At 39.6% G+C, this 21,462-nt stretch carries 18 protein-coding genes; 12 read left to right on the top strand and 6 right to left on the bottom strand.

Annotation, left to right across the window (positions count from 1 at the left end; translation table 11 throughout):
• The first annotated feature begins 14 nt into the window (after positions 1-14).
• From ABEA36_RS13055 to fdx, 11 genes are all read left to right on the top strand, one after another.
• Entirely contained in the window at positions 15-3,722 is a 3,708-nt protein-coding gene (locus ABEA36_RS13055; protein WP_345492795.1) for a nitrate reductase subunit alpha, read from the top strand.
• 4 nt (positions 3,723-3,726) lie between these two features.
• On the top strand, positions 3,727-5,271 hold the full coding sequence (gene narH / locus ABEA36_RS13050) for a nitrate reductase subunit beta (RefSeq protein ID WP_345492794.1): 1,545 nt from the start codon (positions 3,727-3,729) through the stop codon (positions 5,269-5,271).
• On the top strand, positions 5,271-5,969 hold the full coding sequence (narJ, locus tag ABEA36_RS13045) for a nitrate reductase molybdenum cofactor assembly chaperone (RefSeq protein ID WP_345492793.1): 699 nt from the start codon (positions 5,271-5,273) through the stop codon (positions 5,967-5,969). Before narH ends, narJ begins: the two co-directional genes overlap by 1 nt.
• Entirely contained in the window at positions 5,966-6,643 is a 678-nt protein-coding gene (gene narI, locus ABEA36_RS13040) for a respiratory nitrate reductase subunit gamma (RefSeq protein WP_345492792.1), read from the top strand. The genes narJ and narI overlap by 4 nt, the downstream gene beginning before the upstream one ends.
• Positions 6,644-6,797: 154 nt before the next feature.
• Positions 6,798-7,256: a Fe-S cluster assembly transcriptional regulator IscR gene (gene iscR, locus ABEA36_RS13035; protein ID WP_345492791.1), complete on the top strand. Its 459-nt coding sequence runs from the start codon at positions 6,798-6,800 to the stop codon at positions 7,254-7,256.
• 33 nt (positions 7,257-7,289) lie between these two features.
• Complete coding sequence (locus tag ABEA36_RS13030; RefSeq protein WP_345492790.1) at positions 7,290-8,504, top strand: IscS subfamily cysteine desulfurase; 1,215 nt, start codon at positions 7,290-7,292, stop codon at positions 8,502-8,504.
• Positions 8,505-8,527: 23 nt separating this feature from the next.
• Entirely contained in the window at positions 8,528-8,908 is a 381-nt protein-coding gene (gene iscU, locus ABEA36_RS13025; protein ID WP_345492789.1) for a Fe-S cluster assembly scaffold IscU, read from the top strand.
• Between the two features lie 39 nt (positions 8,909-8,947).
• Positions 8,948-9,271 carry an iron-sulfur cluster assembly protein IscA gene (gene iscA, locus ABEA36_RS13020; protein ID WP_345492788.1) on the top strand — a complete coding sequence of 108 codons (324 nt, stop codon included), beginning with the start codon at positions 8,948-8,950 and terminating at the stop codon, positions 9,269-9,271.
• Positions 9,272-9,298: 27 nt separating this feature from the next.
• The gene (gene hscB / locus ABEA36_RS13015; RefSeq protein ID WP_345492787.1) at positions 9,299-9,826 is read left to right on the top strand and encodes a Fe-S protein assembly co-chaperone HscB; all 528 of its coding nucleotides are present in this window, start codon (positions 9,299-9,301) and stop codon (positions 9,824-9,826) included.
• Between the two features lie 51 nt (positions 9,827-9,877).
• Positions 9,878-11,737 (top strand): Fe-S protein assembly chaperone HscA, encoded by a 1,860-nt coding sequence (hscA, locus tag ABEA36_RS13010; protein WP_345492786.1) that lies wholly within the window; start codon positions 9,878-9,880, stop codon positions 11,735-11,737.
• Between the two features lie 20 nt (positions 11,738-11,757).
• On the top strand, positions 11,758-12,096 hold the full coding sequence (fdx, locus tag ABEA36_RS13005; protein WP_345492785.1) for an ISC system 2Fe-2S type ferredoxin: 339 nt from the start codon (positions 11,758-11,760) through the stop codon (positions 12,094-12,096).
• A gap of 110 nt (positions 12,097-12,206) precedes the next feature.
• On the opposite strand, the gene ABEA36_RS13000 is transcribed toward fdx, so the two are convergent.
• The 3 genes from ABEA36_RS13000 to ABEA36_RS12990 form a co-directional block, all read right to left on the bottom strand.
• Positions 12,207-13,457 carry an MFS transporter gene (locus ABEA36_RS13000; protein ID WP_345492784.1) on the bottom strand — a complete coding sequence of 417 codons (1,251 nt, stop codon included), beginning with the start codon at positions 13,455-13,457 and terminating at the stop codon, positions 12,207-12,209.
• Positions 13,458-13,531: 74 nt separating this feature from the next.
• Complete coding sequence (locus ABEA36_RS12995) at positions 13,532-14,182, bottom strand: beta/alpha barrel domain-containing protein (protein WP_345492783.1); 651 nt, start codon at positions 14,180-14,182, stop codon at positions 13,532-13,534.
• A gap of 22 nt (positions 14,183-14,204) precedes the next feature.
• A complete protein-coding gene (locus tag ABEA36_RS12990) occupies positions 14,205-15,011 on the bottom strand; it encodes an IclR family transcriptional regulator (protein ID WP_345492782.1) in 807 nt (268 codons plus the stop codon).
• 185 nt (positions 15,012-15,196) lie between these two features.
• Between ABEA36_RS12990 and ABEA36_RS12985 the strand changes: the two genes are divergently transcribed.
• Positions 15,197-15,772 (top strand): P-loop nucleotide/nucleoside kinase family protein, encoded by a 576-nt coding sequence (locus ABEA36_RS12985; RefSeq protein ID WP_345492781.1) that lies wholly within the window; start codon positions 15,197-15,199, stop codon positions 15,770-15,772.
• A gap of 35 nt (positions 15,773-15,807) precedes the next feature.
• On the opposite strand, the gene tehB is transcribed toward ABEA36_RS12985, so the two are convergent.
• From tehB to carA, 3 genes are all read right to left on the bottom strand, one after another.
• Positions 15,808-16,671, bottom strand: coding sequence for an SAM-dependent methyltransferase TehB (gene tehB, locus ABEA36_RS12980; RefSeq protein ID WP_345492780.1), 864 nt, complete (start codon positions 16,669-16,671; stop codon positions 15,808-15,810).
• 202 nt (positions 16,672-16,873) lie between these two features.
• Complete coding sequence (gene carB / locus ABEA36_RS12975) at positions 16,874-20,092, bottom strand: carbamoyl-phosphate synthase large subunit (protein ID WP_345492779.1); 3,219 nt, start codon at positions 20,090-20,092, stop codon at positions 16,874-16,876.
• Between the two features lie 5 nt (positions 20,093-20,097).
• The gene (gene carA / locus ABEA36_RS12970; protein WP_345492778.1) at positions 20,098-21,273 is read right to left on the bottom strand and encodes a glutamine-hydrolyzing carbamoyl-phosphate synthase small subunit; all 1,176 of its coding nucleotides are present in this window, start codon (positions 21,271-21,273) and stop codon (positions 20,098-20,100) included.
• Positions 21,274-21,462 lie beyond the last annotated feature (189 nt).

Genomic DNA, 21,462 nt, shown 5'->3' with positions numbered 1-21,462 from the left:
GGGAGCAAAAAAATATGAGCAAGTTTATCGATCATCTACGGTACTTTAAACAACGTAAAGGTACCTTTGCAGATGGCCATGGTGAAACCCTATCAACCAATCGAGACTGGGAAAATTCTTATCGCCAACGTTGGCAACATGATAAGGTCGTGCGATCAACACATGGTGTTAACTGTACGGGATCATGTAGTTGGAAAATTTATGTTAAAAATGGTTTAGTGACTTGGGAAACGCAACAAACGGATTACCCAAGAACTAGGCCTGATTTACCCAATCATGAACCAAGGGGATGTCCTCGTGGTGCGAGCTATTCTTGGTATCTTTATAGTGCTAATCGCGTCAAATATCCACTAGTCCGTAAGCAGTTATTAAGCTTATGGCGCGAAGCAAAAACACACTATGCTGACCCGGTGGATGCATGGGGCTCTATTGTTACAGATGCAGAAAAATCGAAGAGCTATAAGAAAAAACGCGGTCGTGGTGGCTTTGTTCGTGCTGATTGGCAAGAAGTGAATGAGTTGATCGCTGCATCTAATATTTATACCATTAAAACTTTTGGTCCTGACCGTATTGCTGGATTCTCGCCTATTCCTGCGATGTCAATGGTCTCTTATGCCGCCGGCGCTCGTTACTTATCCTTAATTGGTGGGGCTTGCTTATCTTTCTATGACTGGTATTGCGATTTACCACCAGCATCGCCGATGACTTGGGGTGAACAAACAGATGTACCAGAGTCTGCCGACTGGTATAACTCATCATATATTATTGCTTGGGGTTCAAATATCCCACAGACCCGTACCCCTGATGCCCATTTTTTCAGTGAAGTCCGCTATAAGGGTACGAAAACTATTGCGATTACGCCTGATTATGCAGAAGTCTCTAAGTTCAGTGATGAGTGGCTCAGTCCACAACAAGGAACTGATAGTGCACTTGCATTAGCAATGGGTCATGTTATTTTAAAAGAGTTCTATCATTTAAAAGAGACGGAATACTTTGCAAATTACGCAAGACGTTACAGCGATTTACCCATGCTTGTTATGCTTGACTCGCTTGATAATGGAAAATATACCGCAGGGCGTTTACTAAGAGCAGATGACTTAATTGATAAGTTAGGTCAAAGTAATAATCCTGAGTGGAAAACGATTGCTATTGATGAATTAAGTAATACATTAGTTGCACCACAAGGGTCAGCTGGATTCCGTTGGGGTGAGCAAGGTAAATGGAATTTAGAAGCAAAAGAAGGTTTAGCACAAAACGACGTTAAACTGCAATTAAGTTTATTAGACAAACATGATGATGTGCTTGAAGTGGGTTTCCCTTATTTTGCCAGCCAAGAGCAAGAACATTTTAAACATGTGCCGTTATCGGATGTTTTGTATCATAAGTTACCGGTTAAGAAAATCGTATTAGCAGATGGTAAAACAGCTTACGTTACCACTGTTCATGATTTAATGATGGCAAATTATGGTATTGAGCGTGGCTTGGATGATCAAAATGCGGCTTCATCTTATGATGAAATCAAAGCATATACCCCAGCTTGGGCAGAAAAGATCACCGGTGTTAATCAGGCGCAAATTATAAAAATTGCCAAAGAGTTTGCTGACAATGCCAATAAAACACATGGTCGTTCGATGATCATTGTGGGAGCAGGTCTAAACCATTGGTACCACATGGACATGAACTACCGCGGCTTAATTAATATGCTTGTTCTATGTGGTTGTGTCGGCCAATCGGGTGGTGGCTGGGCTCATTATGTTGGTCAAGAAAAGCTACGTCCACAAACGGGGTGGCAACCATTAGCATTTGCATTAGATTGGCAAAGACCACCTCGTCATATGAACGGCACATCTTTCTTTTATAACCATTCAAGTCAATGGCGTCACGAAACGGTATCGGCGCAGGGATTATTATCACCTTTAGCGGATAAATCGAAATACAGTGATAGCTTAATTGATTTTAATATTAAATCAGAAAGAATGGGTTGGTTACCTTCTGCACCACAACTTAATGTTAATCCACTCACCATCAATAAGTTAGCGCAAGAACAAGGTATTGATCCAATTGCTTATACGACGGAAGCACTGAAAAACGGTTCGATTCATTTTGCGTCTGAAGCGCCGGATCATGAGAATAACCACCCGCGTCAAATGTTTATTTGGCGTTCGAATTTACTGGGTTCATCAGGTAAAGGCCATGAGTATTTACTGCATTATTTATTAGGTACTGAAAACGGTATTCAAAACGCAGATCTTGGGGTGCAAGGCTTAAACAAACCAAGCGAATTAGAATGGAAAGATGAAGCGATCACCGGTAAGTTAGATTTGGTTGTGACGCTTGATTTTCGTATGTCGAGTACTTGTCTATTCTCTGATATCGTGTTGCCAACCGCAACGTGGTATGAAAAAGATGATATGAATACATCTGATATGCATCCTTTTATTCACCCACTATCCGCGGCAGTAGACCCCGCTTGGGAAGCCAAAAGTGACTGGGACATCTATAAAGGATTTGCTAAAAAATTCTCTGAATTGTGTCCGAATCATTTAGGTAATGAAGTCGATGTGGTGACACTACCGATTCAACACGATTCTGGTGCAGAGTTGGCTCAGCCATATAGCGTTAAAGATTGGAAAGCGGGTGAATGTGATTTAATTCCTGGTAAAACAGCACCGCATTTGATGCGTGTTGAACGTAATTATCCAGAAACTTATGCGCGTTTTACCTCGATTGGTCCGTTATTGGAAAAATTAGGTAATGGTGGTAAAGGTATCTCGTGGAATACGGATATTGAAGTTGAATTTCTAAAACAGCTTAATGGTAAGCAAGAAAACGGTAAAGCTAAGATCGAAAGCGCCATTGATGCCGCTGAGATGATTTTATCTTTAGCGCCGGAAACGAATGGTCAGGTTGCGGTTAAAGCGTGGGATGCCTTAGGTAAAATTACCGGACGAGACCATAAACATTTAGCGTTAAATAAAGAAGATGAAAAAATCCGTTTTAGAGACATTCAATCGCAGCCACGAAAAATTATTTCAAGTCCGACTTGGTCTGGGTTAGAAGATGAACATGTTTCGTATAATGCAGGTTATACAAACGTTCATGAATTAATTCCTTGGCGTACGTTAACCGGTCGTCAGCAACTATATCAAGACCATCAATGGATGCGCGATTTTGGTGAAAGTTTATTGGTTTATCGTCCACCGGTGGAGACAAAATCCGTTAAACCACTACTTAATCAAAAGTCGAATGGTAATCCAGAACGTGCATTGAATTTTATTACGCCACACCAAAAATGGGGTATCCATTCAACGTACAGTGAAAATTTACGAATGCTGACATTATCTCGTGGTGGCCCAATTGTTTGGCTCAGTGAGATTGATGCTCAGGCGCTCAATATTGAAGATAATGATTGGATTGAAGCATTTAATAGTAATGGCGCTTTAACCGCTAGGGCAATTGTGAGTCAAAGGGTTCCGGTTGGGATGGTGATTATGTATCACGCACAAGAACGATTGGTCAATATCCCAGGTTCAGAGATCACAGGTCAACGAGGTGGGATTCATAACTCGGTGACACGTGTTTATCCTAAACCTACCCACATGATTGGCGGTTATGTTCATCAAGCTTATGGCTTTAACTATTATGGCACTGTCGGTTCAAACCGAGATGAATTTGTCGTTGTAAGAAAAATGGCAAACGTTGACTGGTTGGACGAGGAGTAAATTCATGAAAGTACGTGCACAAATTGGTATGGTATTGAATCTTGATAAATGTATTGGATGCCACACTTGCTCTGTTACATGTAAAAATGTATGGACAAATAGACCGGGTGTAGAATATGCCTGGTTTAATAATGTAGAAAGTAAACCAGGGGTTGGTTTTCCTGTTGAGTGGGAGAATCAACAGCGCTGGAAAGGTGGTTGGGAACTTGATAAAAAGGGCCGTTTAACATTAAAAGCGGGTAACCGTGTTGGGTTATTATCGGGAATTTTTTCTAATCCTAATTTACCTGAAATTGATGATTACTATGAACCTTTTGATTATAACTATGAACATTTGCAAAATGCGCCAGAGTCAAAAGCGCAGCCAATTGCTAAACCTTACTCGCAAATTACTGGGTTAAAAATTAAAAAGATCATCTCGGGTCCAAACTGGGAAGATGATTTAGGCGGTGAATTCTCAAAACGTGGTAAAGATTATAATTTTGCTGATATTGAAAAAGAGATGTATGGCAAATTTGAAAATACATTTTTAGCTTATTTACCACGTCTTTGTGAGCATTGTTTAAACCCAGCTTGTGTAGCATCATGCCCAAGCGGTGCGATTTATAAACGCGAAGAAGATGGCATTGTTCTTATTGATCAAGATAAGTGTCGTGGTTGGCGAATGTGTGTATCAGGCTGCCCGTACAAAAAAATCTATTTCAACTGGAAAAGTGGTAAATCTGAAAAATGTATTTTCTGTTATCCACGTATTGAATCGGGTCAACCGACGGTCTGTTCTGAAACATGTGTGGGTCGAATCCGCTACTTAGGTGTGATTTTTTATGATGCGGATAAAATTCGGGATGCCGCGTCAACCGAAGACACTCAAGATTTATACCAGAAGCAATTATCGATATTCCTTGATCCAAATGATCCAGACGTAATTGCACAAGCGTTGGCTGATGGTGTTGAGCAAAGTGTGATTGATGCAGCGCAGCGTTCACCGGTTTACAAGCTAGCCATTGATTGGCAATTAGCGCTACCGCTCCATCCTGAATATCGCACATTACCAATGGTTTGGTATGTACCGCCTTTATCACCAATTCAATCTGTCATTGGTAATGAAGACCTTGATAAACAAGGCATATTACCAGACATTGAACAGTTAAGAATACCAGCAAAATATTTAGCTAATTTATTAACTGCAGGTGACGAAGCGCCTGTTATTCTAGCGTTAAAACGTATGATCGCTATGCGTATTTATAAACGTGGTGAAGAAGTTGATAACGTCAAACATGATGACGTACTAAAAGATGTTGGCTTAACTGAACCGCAAATACAAGAAATGTATCGTTATTTAGCGATCGCAAATTATGAAGATCGTTTTGTGATTCCAACCCATCACTCAGAATTAACATCAACGTTATCAAGACCCGCCTTTATTGAACAGGGATCGTGTGGTTTTACTTTTGGTGATGGCTGTAGTGGTAGTGATAACCCATTTAATCTTTTTAACGCACAGCGTATTGATGCGGTGGATATTACGGATACAAAAGGAGGTCGATAATGCGATGCTGTAAAATATTCTCGTGTCTATTAGACTATCCGACTGAGGATTTGTGGCAGGCTAAAGATGAATTAATTAGCGAAATTAGTGTATTAAATGATGATGAACTCGCGTCTGGGCAAAAGACGCAGTTAATCGAATTTATTGACCACTATTTTTCGATGTCATTACTTGATGCTCAAGCGATGTATTATCAAACTTTTGATATTGGGAATATGACGTCGTTACTGTTATTTGAACATGTGCATGGTGATTCGCGAGATCGTGGTCAAGCAATGGTTGATTTGATTGAACGGTATAAAGAACAGGGGATTGAATTATCCGTTAATCAATTGCCTGACTATTTACCGTTATTTTTAGAGTATCTGTCTTTATTACCGAAAGCTGAGTGCCAAAAATGGTTAGGCAATATTGCATTAATTTTACGCTTAATTGCATTACGTCTTGAAAAGAAAAACAGTACTTATTCTGTTTTATTCCAGACACTTTATCAACTTTCAGAGCATCAAATGGACGATGATGGCTTACGCCAAAAAGTAGCGGGTGAAACGCCAGATGATACAACCGAAGCCATTGATAAAGCATGGTTAGAAACCCAAGTGTTATTTCAAGGTGCTATTAATAATGACAATACTAAAAGTGTTAATAATTCAACCTATTATATTACAGTAGGTGATGATTCAAGGAGCTGCTCATGAGCTTTATTCATTCATTCTTTTTCGATTTTTATCCCTACATTGTTACGGTTGTCTTTCTGCTTGGTAGCTTATTGCGCTATGACTATGGTCAATACACATGGCGTGCTCAATCAAGTCAGATGTTAAGTAAAAAGAACATGCGTTGGGCTTCGAATTTATTTCATATTGGTATTATTGGTATTTTCTTGGGCCATATGGTGGGATTATTAACACCACATTGGCTTTATGAAAGTGTCATCTCTGCTCAACATAAGCAAATTCTAGCCATGACCGCAGGGGGGATTTGCGGAGTCATGGTGTTAATTGGCGGGGGCACATTAATGATTCGTCGTTTATTAAACCCTCGCGTTCGTGCTACATCAAGCACTGGGGATATTCTGGTCATTGTGATTTTAGTTGTGCAAGTGATCCTCGGTTTAAGTACCATTGTGGCCTCTACCCATCACTTAGATGGTAGTGTGATGCTGTCATTATCACAATGGTGTCAAGATATTGCCACATTCCAATTTGGTGCAAGTCATAATTTGGCTAATGTACCCGTGATTTATGAAATCCACATTGTATTAGGAATGACAATCTTCCTAATTTTCCCATTTACTCGTTTAGTGCATATATGGAGTGTGCCTGCCGAGTATCTATTCAGACGATATCAAATCGTCCGAACCCGTCGTTAAGACAAAACCTGTACTTTCCTTGTCGGTGCTTATGCACCGACTTTTTTTTATAGGTATTGCCTATTTTTTATATCCGACTAAATTAGTCAACTAAATACTTGACTAAAAGTAATGGATATATACAATAATCACATTATCAAAAGAGGGCGTATCTATGAAATTAACATCAAAAGGACGTTATGCTGTTACAGCAATGCTTGATGTTGCACTTCATTCAAGCCATGGCCCAGTTTCATTAGCTGAAATTTCGGAGCGACAGGAAATCTCACTATCTTATTTAGAGCAATTATTTGCTCGTTTAAGAAAAAATGGTTTAGTAACCAGTGTTAGAGGCCCTGGTGGTGGTTATGTGCTTGGGCGAGGAATGCATGAGATTGCGATTAGTGCAATCGTTAAAGCCGTTGATGAGTCGGTAACGGCGACTAAATGTCACGGTGAAGAAGGGTGTCAAGGGGGCGTTAAATGCTTAACTCACACTCTGTGGAATGATCTAAGTGAACGAATAGATAGCTTCCTGACCAATATTACACTAAGTGAGCTAGTGAAAAACAAAGATGTTCAGGCTGTTGCAGATAGGCAAAGTAGTCTAATTCGAATCAATCATCTTAACTAATAAAGAATATAATATTTATTATTGGAGCAATAAATGAAACTTCCAATTTATATGGACTATGCGGCAACCACGCCAGTAGATCCAAGAGTTGCAGAAAAAATGATGCAATTTTTAACGCTTGACGGCATATTTGGTAACCCAGCTTCTCGTTCACACCGTTTTGGCTGGCAGGCTGAAGAGGCTGTTGATATTGCACGTAATCAAATTGCAGATTTAATCGGTGCTGACGCGCGTGAGATTGTCTTTACCTCTGGTGCGACCGAAGCTGATAATTTGGCGATTAAAGGTGCTGCACACTTTTATCAGTCAAAGGGCAAACATATCATTACTTGCAAAACAGAACATAAAGCGGTGCTTGATACTTGTCGCCAGCTTGAACGTGAAGGTTTTGAGGTCACCTATTTAGCACCAGAATCAGACGGGATTATTGATTTAGCTAAACTTGAGCAAGCGATGCGTGATGATACGGTGGTGGTCTCAATTATGCACGTCAATAACGAAACCGGTGTTATTCAAGATATTGAGAAAATTGGTGAAATGTGCCGCAAAAAAGGCATTATTTTCCATGTTGATGCAACCCAAAGTGTGGGTAAATTGCCAATCGATTTAAGTAAAATCAAAGTTGACCTAATGTCATTTTCGAGCCATAAATTATATGGACCAAAAGGCATCGGCGGGTTATATGTCAGACGTAAACCCCGAATTCGTATTGAAGCCCAAATGCACGGTGGTGGTCATGAACGTGGTATGCGTTCAGGGACGTTAGCGGTGCATCAAATTGCAGGCATGGGTGAAGCTTATCACATTGCTAAAGAAGAAATGGCAACTGAAATGGCGCGTCTACAGAAGTTAAAAGAACGACTATGGAATGGCTTGAAAGATATTGATGAAGTATACCTAAATGGTTCACTTGAGCATGGTGTACAAAATATTTTAAATGTCAGCTTTGCGTATGTTGAAGGCGAATCATTAATGATGGCATTAAAAGACTTAGCCGTATCATCTGGTTCTGCGTGTACATCAGCGAGCCTTGAACCTTCATATGTACTGCGAGCTTTAGGCCTCAATGATGAATTAGCACATAGCTCGATTCGTTTTTCATTTGGCCGTTTTAGTACAGAAGAAGAAGTGGATTATGTGATTAAACTGCTTCATGATTGCATTGGGCGTTTACGTGAACTTTCACCATTGTGGGAAATGTTCAAAGATGGTGTTGATTTATCACAAATTCAGTGGTCAGCACACTAATCACCAACAACGAGGAAAATATTATGGCTTATAGTGATAAAGTTGTCGATCATTACGAAAATCCTCGTAATGTGGGTTCATTTGATAAAAACGATCCAAATGTCGGTAGTGGTATGGTTGGCGCGCCAGCGTGTGGTGACGTCATGCGTTTACAAATTAAAGTTAATGATAAGGGTATCATTGAAGACGCAAAATTTAAAACCTATGGATGCGGTAGCGCTATAGCGTCAAGTTCGCTAGTCACTGAGTGGATTAAAGGTAAATCGCTTGATGAAGCGGGAGCCATTAAAAATACGGACATTGCAGAAGAATTAGCACTGCCTCCTGTAAAAATTCACTGTTCAATTCTAGCAGAAGATGCTATAAAAGCGGCCATTGACGACTATAAGAGCAAGAAAAAATAAATCGATATCGTTATTAGTAGATAAAGATAAGGATTAAATATGTCTATTACATTAACAGATAATGCCGCCATTCGTGTTCAATCATTCTTAGCTAACCGCGGTAAAGGGGTTGGCTTAAGATTGGGTGTGAAAACATCAGGTTGTTCTGGTATGGCCTATGTACTTGAATTTGCAGATGGTATCAATGATGATGATAGTGTATTTGAAGACAAAAACGTTAAAATCATTGTTGACAAAAAAAGCTTAGTATATATCGATGGCACTGAGTTAGACTTTGTTAAAGAGGGATTGAATGAAGGATTTAAATTTAAAAATCCAAACATTCAAAACGAGTGTGGTTGTGGCGAAAGCTTTAATGTTTAATCCCTTTTTTAACTAGGTATTTAAATCATGTTTGACTCAAGTAACTATTTTGCCCTGTTTCAATTACCGGTAATTTTACCGGTTGATACGGTAAAACTCAGTGCTCACTATCAGCAATTACAGCGGCAATTTCACCCTGATAACTATGCGACGGCTAGTGATAGTGAAAAAGCGGCAATAATGCAAAAGTCAGCAACCATCAATACAGGTTACCGTACGTTAAAAGATCCAGTTAAAGCGGCAGAGTATCGTGTCAGTATGCAAGGGATTGATATTGATACAGAGCATGATACGATTCGTGATCTTGAGTTTCTTAGCGAACAATTTGAACTTCGTGAAAGGCTTGATGATATTGAATCAACACAAGACTGGGCTTTGTTAGATGTGTTTTATGCAGAAGTTATCGCGCGTAAAAAAGCGATTTATGATAATTTGCTTCACGCCATTACGCAAACGGATTGGCAAAACGCTAAAACGTTAGTTTATAAATTACGTTATTTTGCCCGATTGATTGAACATATAGAGCTGCTGCAAGAAAAGCAATTTGATTTATAATTTTTATTTATATGAAGCCGTTATAAATCATCCATTCTAAGAGAAAATTTAATGGTATTATTACAAATTAGTGAGCCAGGTCTAACTCCAGCGCCACACCAGCATCGATTAGCGGTTGGAATTGATTTAGGTACCACTAACTCACTCGTTGCGACTGTACGTAGCGGCAAAGCTGAGACGCTACCTGATACCGAAGGCCATCATTTACTTCCTTCTGTTGTCCATTATGGTAATAATCATGATGGTAATGCATTAATTACTGTCGGAAAAAACGCCAAAAAATATGCTGCGGTTGATCCACAAAACACGGTTAGTTCGATAAAACGTTTAATGGGAAGGCACTTATCAGATATTGATAATACGCAGTTTCCTTACGCATTTTTGTCTACAGAAAATGGCGTGCCAGTTCTTGATTTACCCAATAAAAAAGTCAATCCTATTCAGGTGTCTTCTGATATTTTAAATGCATTGGCTATTCGTGCAAATGAAACATTGGATGGTGAACTTGATGGAGTAGTGATTACGGTACCAGCTTATTTTGATGATGCGCAGCGCCAAGCGACGAAAGATGCAGCAAATTTAGCCGGCTTACATGTATTGCGTTTACTCAATGAACCAACTGCTGCAGCCATTGCTTATGGTTTAGATTCCGGTCATGAAGGCGTTATTGCCATCTATGATTTAGGTGGTGGTACATTTGATATTTCCATTTTACGCTTGAGTAAGGGTGTCTTTGAAGTTCTGGCAACCGGCGGTGATTCGGCATTAGGTGGTGATGACTTCGACCATCTATTAGCAAAATGGATTGCAGAGCAAGCCAATATTGATATGAATGCTGATCCTTATATACACCGTCGCTTATTTGATCTTGCTACGCAAGTTAAAATTGATTTGTCAGCACAACACAGTGTCAACGTCGATTTTGCTGATTGGCACGGTGAAGTGAGTCGTAGTCAATTTGAACAGATTATTGAACCACTTATTAATCGGACTTTACTCTCTTGTCGACGCGCTTTAAAAGATGCGGGTGTAACGACTGATGAGGTGGTTGAAGTCGTGATGGTTGGGGGCTCCACCAGAGTGCCTTGCGTACGTCATAAAGTTGAACAGTTTTTTGGACGTACGCCATTGACATCAATTGATCCTGATAAAGTTGTGGCGATTGGCGCTGCAATTCAGGCGGATATCCTGGTTGGCAATAAACCTGATTCTGATATGTTGCTGCTTGACGTGATTCCTTTATCATTAGGTATTGAAACCATGGGAGAGTTAGTGGAAAAAATCATTCCACGTAACAGCACTATCCCTTGTGCCAGAGCCCAAGAGTTTACCACTTTCAAAGATGGTCAAACGGCAATGATGATTCATGTTTTACAAGGTGAACGTGAAACCGTTGCTGATTGTCGTTCTCTGGCTCAGTTTACATTACGTGGTATTCCGCCAATGCCAGCAGGTGGTGCGCATATTCGCGTTACGTTCCAAGTGGATGCTGATGGTTTACTGAGTGTTACCGCTATGGAAAAATCAACAGGTATACAAGCAGCGATCCAAGTTAAGCCGTCGTATGGACTGACTGATAAAGAAATCGCGAATATGATTCAGGATTCATTAAGTCATGCTGAGTATGATAAATTAGCTCGACGATTGCTAGAGCAAAAAGTTGAAGCAGCCAGAGTGATTGACAGTTTGCAAGTTGCTTTAGACAAGGATTCAGATCTGCTTTCAGCGAGTGAATTAAATATCATTATGCAAGAGAAACATAAACTTGAGTTGATTGCTGAAGGACAAGATAGTATTGAAATCGAAAAACAGATCAAAATGTTGGATAATGTTACCGCGCACTTTGCGGCATTACGGATGGATCGTTCAATACGACAAGCCCTGACTGGTCATAATGTTGACGAAATTTAATTGATTAGAAAGAGAAAATTATGCCAAAAATAACATTCTTACCCAATGATTCACTTTGTCCTGAGGGTAAAACAGTGGAAGCACAGGAAGGGGAATCAATTCTCGACGTTGCGTTGCGAAATGATATTGAAATTGAGCATGCATGTGAAATGTCGTGTGCTTGTTCAACGTGTCATTGTATTGTTCGCGAAGGATTTGATTCACTTGAAGAAAGTGAAGAGCTAGAAGATGATATGCTTGATAAGGCATGGGGTGTTGAACCGCAAAGCCGTTTAAGTTGTCAGGCTAAAGTGACCAATGCTGATTTAGTGGTTGAAATTCCAAAATATAGCTTAAATCACGCGAAAGAAGATCATTAATATGCAGTAAGGCGCCCTTAAGGCGCCTTATTTGATTATCACATTTGTCTATCAATTTTATGTTCGTTTTCAACATCATCAATCAATATAAACTGTTATCGAGCTTTCTCTTAGTGATGGCTTATCGGTTTTTTCAAAAAGATACCGTATGAAATTGCGCCCATGATTAACAAGCAAGCGCCCAAGATAAATACATAACCAAAGCTTCCTGTTTTATCCAGTATAATGCCCGTCACAATTGGCGCCATTGCTGCACCTAAGAAACCACCAAAATTTTGAATAGCACCCAGTGAACCGACCTGATTACTCGGCGCGACATCAGCGGCTAATGTCCAAATTACCCCTGATGGCAATTGGGATGCGAAATAACCAACAGAGAGCAGAACAATGCTAAGGACGGTATTATCAATAAACGCAATCGGTGCAACTGACGCTGCGGCAATAATGGCTCCCCCCACAATTGGAATTTTACGCACATTGATAGGTTGTATACCTCGACGAATGGCAAAGTCAGAAATTAAGCCACCAAGCAGCACACCAATGATGCCACAAAAGAATGGGATTGATGCAATCCAACCCATTTGTTTAAGTGTAAAACCTTGTTCTTTTTCTAAATAACTTGGTAACCAGGTTAGATAAACCCAAATTGTAAACATAATGCCAAAGTTACCCAAAATCATAAACCAAGTCATTTTTTGTTTAAGTAAATCCCCCCACGATGCCTGCACTTCATTTGCTTTTGAGGTTTCGGTATCATTTTCACCTTTGATTAATTTGACTTCTTCTGGGGTTGGATTTCGATATACTTTGAGCCATACGAGCATAACAAGTAGGCCAAAAACCCCGACAATAACAAACATACCACGCCAACTCATTGTTAGCATCAGAATCGTTAATAGTGGCGGTGCAATTGCATTGGCGATTTGTGATCCGGTATTAATTATCGATACAGGTACGCCCCGTTCTTCTTTTGAGAACCACGTTTGCGTTGCTTTTAAGCCCGAAGTAAAAAATGGTGATTCGGCAACACCGAGTACAACTCTCATGGCATAAAACATTGAGTAAGTATTTAAAAAACCACAAATAATAGTGACAACTGACCATAAGCCTGATGCCCATGCAAACATCTTTTTAGGGCCAAATTTATCGACTAACCAACCCGCAGGTAAATTAGCTAATGCATATGGCCACAGAAACGCTGATAATAAAAAGCCCATTTGCGTTTGAGATAAGCCAAATTCTTGTGCGATGGTGGTATTGGCAATACTTAAATTAGATCGATCAAGATAATTTACTACAGCACCAACGACAAGCAGGATAATAAAGCCCCATCTTAGTTTTGGTTTTTGTTTAATTGTCATACTTTTCCCCTTTTTTAGACAAAAAGATTCCTGAGACATCCTAAAAGAATGTCTTTATTTTGTATTAATAAGTGTTATTGATTTTTGGCTTTATTGACCGCAGCAATAAACGTTTGCGCAGCTTTAGTGACTTTACTATAGTCATTATCTTGCCCAGCCGCTTTTGTGATATAGCTTGCAACACCGACACAGACTGCCCCAGCTGCAAACCATTCATGAACATTTTCGGGCGTTACACCACCTGTTGGCGATATAGGAGCATGGGATAATGGTGCCAAGACGGATTTAATGTAATTAGGACTAACAAATTCAGCCGGGAATAATTTCACAATATCTGCACCCGCCTCTAGCGTATTTTGAATTTCAGTTGGTGTGTATGCGCCACTTAATGTGATCGCTTGATAACGATTCGCGACTTTAATCATATCCGGATTGAGGTTTGGACTGACGAGTAGTTCAGCACCAGCTAATATTGCTGCCCTTGCTGTTTCGCCATCTAACACGGTTCCAACACCAACTAAGATACCTTTATCACGATACTTGTCAGATAAAAATTTAACAACGCCTAAAGCGTTGGGTACCGCCATTGGAATCTCAATGACCGTGATTCCGCCTGCAATAGCAGCTTCTGCCACTTTTATTGACGCTTGTTCTGTTGGTAATCTCACAATTAAAACAATACCTGAGTCAATAATTTTATTTAAGTTTTCTAATTTACGATACATACATAATCTCCAATGGTAAAACTTAAGACTTCATTTGGTAAAGTTTATTACCTGTAAAGCCTAATTTTCTTGAAATCTGAGCTGCGGTTTCTTTTACTAACTTTGCAATTAATTTTTCTTTTTCTTCCGTCATACCACTATAAAAACTCGCCACACTAAACGAGGCTACGGGTTCATTTTCATGGTTATAGATAGCTGAACTAATGCAGTACATGTCTAAATTATCTTCTCTATCATCAATCGCATAGCCCCGCTCCCTTGTTTTACGTGCATCTTCAAGTATGCTCGCAGAGTTGGTGTGTGATAGCGGTGTTTTGCTTGGATAGGGTTCATCACCTAAAATTGTCATTATTTTTTGGTCTGAATACGCGCAAAGCAATGCTTTGCCCAAACCAGTCGTATGCAAGTAACGTCTTGAACCCAATTTAGCTGTCGGTTTAATCGTTGAGTGGTTTTCTGCTTTATCGATATAAACAATTTTGCCTTTATCTTCAACGCCCAAAAATACGGTACTTCCTGTTTGACGATTTAATTCCTGTATAAATGGCCTTGCCGCATCAGCGACCCCCATATTGGTAATAACCGCACTACCTATCTCAAAAGCTAATAGGCTCAAACCGTATGTTTTTAACACAGGGTCCTTGACTTCAATCATTCCCTTATAAACTAAAGTTTGTACCAGTTCAAATGTGCTACTTTTAGGGAGTTGCATCATCTCGCAAATATTATTGAGGGTTAAATATTTATCACTACTGACAAACAAAAGTAGCAAATCAATTGTTCTTGCCGCGGATTTATTTAACTTTATAGGGTGTTCATTTCGTTTCATAACATTCGTATATGCGAATTGTGAAGTAGGTTAAAGAATTCAATTTTATTACTTTATTAAATATAACATATCATATTATCATTGCGACTACATTTTATACCATAATGTTTAATATCTAATTTAGTTCACATTAATAGTTCGCATATATGAAATTAATTTCGCATATGCGAAATGGAGCAATTTTTATGCAATCAAAATCAACAATTAAAGCCATTTTTCTTATTGGGGCAGCAGGCACAGGCAAGTCAACAGTCGGTAAGTTTTTAGCATCAAAATTTCATTACTGCTATTTGGATAAAGATATTGTTGCCAATCGGTTTACGGGGGAATTACTGATCTCTCGGGGATATGAACCAACCGCAAGAGATCAGTGCGATTATTATAAACAATCGGTGATGAAACTTGAGTATGAAACACTGCTTCATATTGCCAGTGAGAATTTACAATTAGGCAATTCAGTTATTTTAGATGCCCCATTTTTAAGCTATTTTGAAGATAAAAATTATGTATTAGATAGTATGAAAAAATTCAATTGGCATAATGTAGAACCACATATCTTAGAAGTGTTTGTTCAACCGAATATTCTGAAAGAGCGTATTATCACCCGTAATAATGAACGGGATGTGTGGAAATTAGACAATTGGGATACATTTATTGCGGGGATTAATCAAAAAAAATGTTTATGGCAGGGAATAAACCATATACGGTTTGATAATAGTTCTCCTACCATTGATGAGTCAGCACTTTTAAAACATTTTTAGGATGGTTGATGCCGCGTCATGCGGCATCATCAGTTTTAGCGTTTTTTAGCAAGCAAGGTGGCAAAGCGAAGTTTAATACGGTTGCCATGCAAATCGGTTTTATGCAATTGCCCCATATTTTCATTATATTTAATAATTTCCCAATCTTGATAATAGTTGCGTAACGCATTTTCTTTAAAGGTAAATGAAAATGGTACACTACATGGGCAGTCATCAGTGGACATTGCACTAACAATCAGATTATAGCCTTGCGGCTTTGTGATGGCTTGCATATTTTCGATAATTGCGGGAATACGTTCTGCCTGCAAAAACATCATTACAACCGTTGACATGATAAAATCATATTGACCGGCTAAATTGGCCTGATTAATGTCATACACATTTGCCGTTATGTGTTTGAGTTCGTCTTGACTGATAAACGCATTAATTTTGGCAATACTAAGTTCATTTTTATCTACCGCATCAACATCAAAACCGAGTAAATTCAGGTAAAGTGAATTGCGCCCCGAGCCGCAACCAAGATCTAATGCTTTACCAGGTTTTACAATTTGACAAGCTTCAATCACTTCAGAGTGCGTTGTGGTGAGATCATATTTTTTTGCACAATAATCTTCTTTACGGCAATAAAAACAGAGTTGGCACTCAATATCCTCAGACACGCTGACAATTTTATGCCATTGTTGAGGCTCGATAAAAGGAGGTTGATTACTGACCGAAAATTCAAACATTTCAGTGACGTCACCTTGCTCATCAAGCATGGCAAATTTTAATTCACCTTTTAAGATCGTTAATTTAGCCCAGGTGCCAACTTGAGTATTGTGCATTTCTTTAAACGCTTGTGGTAGTGTACTTGCATTCCAGATCGGTAGTGTTTTATAAGTTATTAAATGATTTATCATATTATGTCCTACTCTAATTGTGATTAATAGTTGAGTATTATAGTCAACTAATACCCCCTCGGCTATGAGTATTTCATAAATGTTTTTACACTATAATTAGCCATCATGATAAAAAAATAACGAAAATAAGCCTTCTAACGTTGAGGCTTAATGATAAGCAGGCATCTATTTATACCTGCTTACCAAGTCATATCAATGATTATCATCTAGCATACAATGTTTGCAATGCATTAACCTGCTGGGCAGGGTCGTAATCAAGTGCTTGCGTTGTCGCAAATGCGGCATTAATGGTCGTGTCATAATGAACCTTATATTGAATTGCACTACGTCTTAATATTTTAGATGCCTCAATTGCTCCACGTCCAGACGTTGTATTTAAGATATAGCTGTATTGACCATTTTTAATATGATCATGAATATTGGGTCGTCCTTCAGTCTCTTTTTTTACCACTTGGCAAGCGATTCCCGCTTGTTGTAATAAGTGTGCGGTGCCGTGGGTTGCATCAATCGTAAAACCATGTTCAATCAACCTGTTCGCGATTTCAATAACACGATGTTTATCTTGATCTCGTACCGAAATTAAGGCACAACCATGCTTTTTCATGTTAGATAAACTGCCGAGTTGTGCTTTAGCAAATGCCTCAGCAAATGTTTTACCTATTCCCATCACTTCACCTGTTGAGCGCATTTCTGGGCCGAGTATCGGATCAACACCACTAAATTTATTAAAAGGAAGTACGACTTCTTTGACACAATAGTAGCTTGGTATGATTTCTTGTGTGACGTTTTGTGCCAATAATGATTGACCAGCCATGACCCGTGCAGCAATTTTTGCTAATGGTACTCCCGTTGCTTTGGACACAAAAGGTACGGTACGCGCCGCTCGAGGATTGACTTCAATGAGATAAATATCACCTTTTTTTACCGCAAATTGTGCATTCATTAATCCCTTCACATTTAGTGCTAGTGCCAATTGTTTTGCTTGCTGACGCAGTGCACTGAGTGTGTTTGCAGATAGTGTATGGGTGGGTAATGAACAAGCTGAGTCACCGGAATGCACACCCGCTTGTTCAATATGTTCCATAATGCCGCCAATCACAACCGTGGTACCATCACTGATGACATCAATATCGACTTCGATAGCATCATCAAGAAAGTGATCTAATAATACTGGTGCGTCATTTGATTCACTTACTGCTGTGTGAAAATATCGTCTCAAATCGTTGTCATCATAGACAATTTCCATCGCACGTCCTCCTAATACATAAGAGGGTCTTACAACCAATGGATAGCCAATTTGCTCAGCCTGGGTGATGGCATTTTCTAAATCCGTGACGGTGCGATTAACCGGTTGTTTTAGGTTTAGGCTATCAACGATGTGTTGGAAGCGCTGGCGATCCTCTGCTTGATCAATTGAATCGGGGGATGTACCAATAATTGGCACGCCAGCAGCCTCAAGTGCTCTGGCTAATTTTAATGGTGTTTGCCCGCCATATTGTACAATGACACCATAAGGTTGTTCGACGCGCACAATCTCTAATACATCTTCAAGTGTAACAGGCTCGAAATATAAGCGATCAGATGTATCATAATCAGTTGATACGGTTTCAGGATTACAGTTGACCATGATGGTTTCAAAGCCATCTTCATGAAGAGCAAGTGCTGCATGTACGCAGCAATAATCAAATTCAATACCTTGCCCAATACGGTTAGGGCCGCCGCCGAGAATCATGATTTTTTGGCGATCAAATTGTGGTAAAGCTTCGCATTCATCTTCATAGGTTGAATATAAATACGCCGTGTTTGTTGCAAATTCTGCCGCGCATGTATCAACCCGTTTGTAAACAGGATATAGATTAAATTGATGTCGACGTTGACGAACTAATGTTTCATCAACGTGTAATAGTTTAGCTAGTCTGGCATCTGAAAACCCTTTGCGTTTCAAAAGTCTTAGCATTTGATAATCGAGTTTGTTTAATGATGTTTGACTCACTGAATGCTCGAGCTTGATCAGTTGTTGAATCTGCACCAAAAACCAACGATCAATATGCGTAAGATTGAAGACGTCATCCAACGTAAAGCCGGCCCTAAACGCGTCGCCAATATACCAAATGCGATCACTCCCAGCTTCTTGTAATTCGCGACGAATTTTGATGAGTTGATCATGATCAAAATAGTTTGTTACTTTCGAATCAAAGCCTGTTACCCCCACCTCAAGCCCACGTAATGCTTTTTGTAATGATTCTTGGAATGTACGCCCAATTGCCATTACTTCACCGACCGATTTCATTTGAGTGGTTAAGCGATCGTTGCATCCAGCAAATTTTTCAAAATTAAAACGTGGTATCTTCGTCACAACATAGTCGATGGAAGGTTCAAATGACGCGGGTGTTTTTCCGCCAGTAATATCATTAGCCAGTTCATCAAGGGTATAACCTACCGCCAGTTTTGCAGCTATTTTAGCAATTGGAAATCCTGTTGCTTTAGAGGCTAAAGCTGATGACCTTGATACACGAGGATTCATTTCAATAACAATTAAACGCCCCGTTTGTGGATCAACTGAAAATTGGACATTTGAGCCACCAGTTTCAACACCTATCTCACGCAGAACGGCTAATGAAGCATTACGCATGATTTGATATTCTTTATCAGTTAGGGTTTGAGCCGGTGCAACGGTAATTGAGTCACCAGTATGAATCCCCATTGGATCAAAATTTTCAATTGAGCAGACAATAATACAATTATCATTTTTATCACGCACCACTTCCATTTCGTACTCTTTCCAGCCAATCAATGATTCATCGATTAATAACTCATTCGTAGGGGAAAGATCGAGACCCCGCAAACAAATGTCTTCAAATTCTTCACGATTATAAGCAATTCCCCCCCCCGTCCCACCCATGGTAAAAGAGGGCCGAATAATGCAAGGAAACCCCACTTTATCAAGTACCTGATACGCTTCACTCAGGGTATGCGCAATGCCACTACGTGCTGTTTCAAGGCCAATCTTTTTCATGGCTTGATCAAAACGTTTGCGATCCTCCGCTTTATCAATCGCATCGGCTGTTGCACCAATCATTTCAACATTGAATTCTTTAAGAATTCCGTGTTTTTCAAGCTCCAGTGCACAATTTAAGGCGGTTTGGCCTCCCATTGTGGGTAAAATCGCATCCGGTCTTTCTTGCTCAATGATTTTGCGAATCGTTGTCCAATGAATTGGTTCAATATAGGTCGCGTCAGCCATTTCCGGGTCGGTCATAATGGTTGCTGGATTCGAGTTTACCAAAATAACGCGATACCCTTCTTCACGTAACGCTTTACATGCTTGAGCGCCAGAATAGTCAAACTCACAAGCTTGCCCAATGACTATCGGGCCGGCACCAATAATCAGAATACTTTTAATATCAGTTCGTTTTGCCATCTCAGTTATTGCTCCTGCTTGTAAATCGTTATAAGTTCAATAAAGTGATCAAATAATCGGGTCGCATCATGTGGTCCAGGGCTGGCTTCAGGGTGTCCTTGAAAACTAAATGCGGCTTTGTGTTTATGGTGAATCCCCTGTAGTGAGCCGTCGAACAGTGATATATGTGTAATCTGCAAATGATCAGGTAAGCTCTTTTCATCCACAGCAAAACCATGATTTTGTGCCGTGATCATAACTTGGTTATGGGTCAGGTCTTTTACCGGATGATTCCCGCCATGATGGCCAAATTTCATTTTAGTGGTTTTAGCATCGCATGCTAAAGCAAGCAATTGGTGACCTAAACAAATCCCAAAAAGAGGAATAGGGGTTTGCAAAAATTTTCGTATTGCCTCAATCGCATAATCACAGGGGGCGGGATCCCCAGGGCCATTAGATAAAAATATACCATCTGGATTAAGGGCTAGCACCTCATTGGCGGGTGTTTGAGCTGGGACAACCGTGACTTGGCAACCGCGATCAACGAGCATACGAAGAATATTTCGTTTTATGCCAAAATCGTAAGCAACAACATGATAAGGGAGCGCGGTGTCTAACGTGTTAGTTGGGCTGTGGTGTGTGAGTGACGCTGATCCTTGTCGCCAGTGATAGGATTGTTTGGTAGAAACAACTTTCGCTAAATCGACGCCATTAATACCATTAAAAGCATTCACAGCAGCTAAGGTAGGGACCCGCTCTTGCATCAGTTGTTCGGGAGATGTCCCAGTAATGATTGCACCATGTAATGCGCCTTTTTCTCTTAAAATGCGGGTTAGTTTACGTGTATCTATATCGGCTATTGCCACAATATTATGGCAGCTTAAGTAATGAGATAAATCATGTTCACAACGAAAATTACTGCTGATTAACGGCAAATCACGAATAATTAGTCCTTTGGCATAGATACGGGCCGATTCTTCGTCAATTTGATTTGTCCCTACATTGCCGATATGCGGATAAGTTAACGTAATAATTTGCTCGCAGTAGGAAGGGTCAGTTAATATTTCCTGATAACCTGTCATTGAGGTATTAAATACAACTTCCCCGACAGTTAAGCCGTTGGCGCCAATGGATTTTCCCCAAAATTGTGAGCCATCTTGCAGTATAAGAAGTGCATGATGATGTGACGGTTGTGGTTGCATAATATGGAATAACCTTTTTGAATAAAAAATCATTATTTATGAATTTAAATGCATTTAAATTTATATTCATAGCTTAAGTAACGATTATTTTATTATAATATTTTAAATAAATAAAATGAAATTATTAAAATTATTTTTATAATAAAGTCTAAATTTTGAGATTTATGCCAAAATTGAGGCTGTAAATGG

The sequence above is a fragment of the Orbus sasakiae genome (assembly GCF_039542345.1).
GTDB lineage: Bacteria > Pseudomonadota > Gammaproteobacteria > Enterobacterales > Orbaceae > Orbus > Orbus sasakiae.
Note: the sequence above shows the minus strand (reverse complement) of the source record. Positions and strands in the feature narration are given on the sequence as shown.

Coding starts and splice junctions, on each gene's coding strand:
- ABEA36_RS13055 (WP_345492795.1), top strand. CDS start 15: ATGAGCAAGTTTATCGATCATCTACGGTACTTTAAACAACGTAAAGGT.
- narH (WP_345492794.1), top strand. CDS start 3,727: ATGAAAGTACGTGCACAAATTGGTATGGTATTGAATCTTGATAAATGT.
- narJ (WP_345492793.1), top strand. CDS start 5,271: ATGCGATGCTGTAAAATATTCTCGTGTCTATTAGACTATCCGACTGAG.
- narI (WP_345492792.1), top strand. CDS start 5,966: ATGAGCTTTATTCATTCATTCTTTTTCGATTTTTATCCCTACATTGTT.
- iscR (WP_345492791.1), top strand. CDS start 6,798: ATGAAATTAACATCAAAAGGACGTTATGCTGTTACAGCAATGCTTGAT.
- ABEA36_RS13030 (WP_345492790.1), top strand. CDS start 7,290: ATGAAACTTCCAATTTATATGGACTATGCGGCAACCACGCCAGTAGAT.
- iscU (WP_345492789.1), top strand. CDS start 8,528: ATGGCTTATAGTGATAAAGTTGTCGATCATTACGAAAATCCTCGTAAT.
- iscA (WP_345492788.1), top strand. CDS start 8,948: ATGTCTATTACATTAACAGATAATGCCGCCATTCGTGTTCAATCATTC.
- hscB (WP_345492787.1), top strand. CDS start 9,299: ATGTTTGACTCAAGTAACTATTTTGCCCTGTTTCAATTACCGGTAATT.
- hscA (WP_345492786.1), top strand. CDS start 9,878: ATGGTATTATTACAAATTAGTGAGCCAGGTCTAACTCCAGCGCCACAC.
- fdx (WP_345492785.1), top strand. CDS start 11,758: ATGCCAAAAATAACATTCTTACCCAATGATTCACTTTGTCCTGAGGGT.
- ABEA36_RS13000 (WP_345492784.1), bottom strand. CDS start 13,457: ATGACAATTAAACAAAAACCAAAACTAAGATGGGGCTTTATTATCCTG.
- ABEA36_RS12995 (WP_345492783.1), bottom strand. CDS start 14,182: ATGTATCGTAAATTAGAAAACTTAAATAAAATTATTGACTCAGGTATT.
- ABEA36_RS12990 (WP_345492782.1), bottom strand. CDS start 15,011: ATGAAACGAAATGAACACCCTATAAAGTTAAATAAATCCGCGGCAAGA.
- ABEA36_RS12985 (WP_345492781.1), top strand. CDS start 15,197: ATGCAATCAAAATCAACAATTAAAGCCATTTTTCTTATTGGGGCAGCA.
- tehB (WP_345492780.1), bottom strand. CDS start 16,671: ATGATAAATCATTTAATAACTTATAAAACACTACCGATCTGGAATGCA.
- carB (WP_345492779.1), bottom strand. CDS start 20,092: ATGGCAAAACGAACTGATATTAAAAGTATTCTGATTATTGGTGCCGGC.
- carA (WP_345492778.1), bottom strand. CDS start 21,273: ATGCAACCACAACCGTCACATCATCATGCACTTCTTATACTGCAAGAT.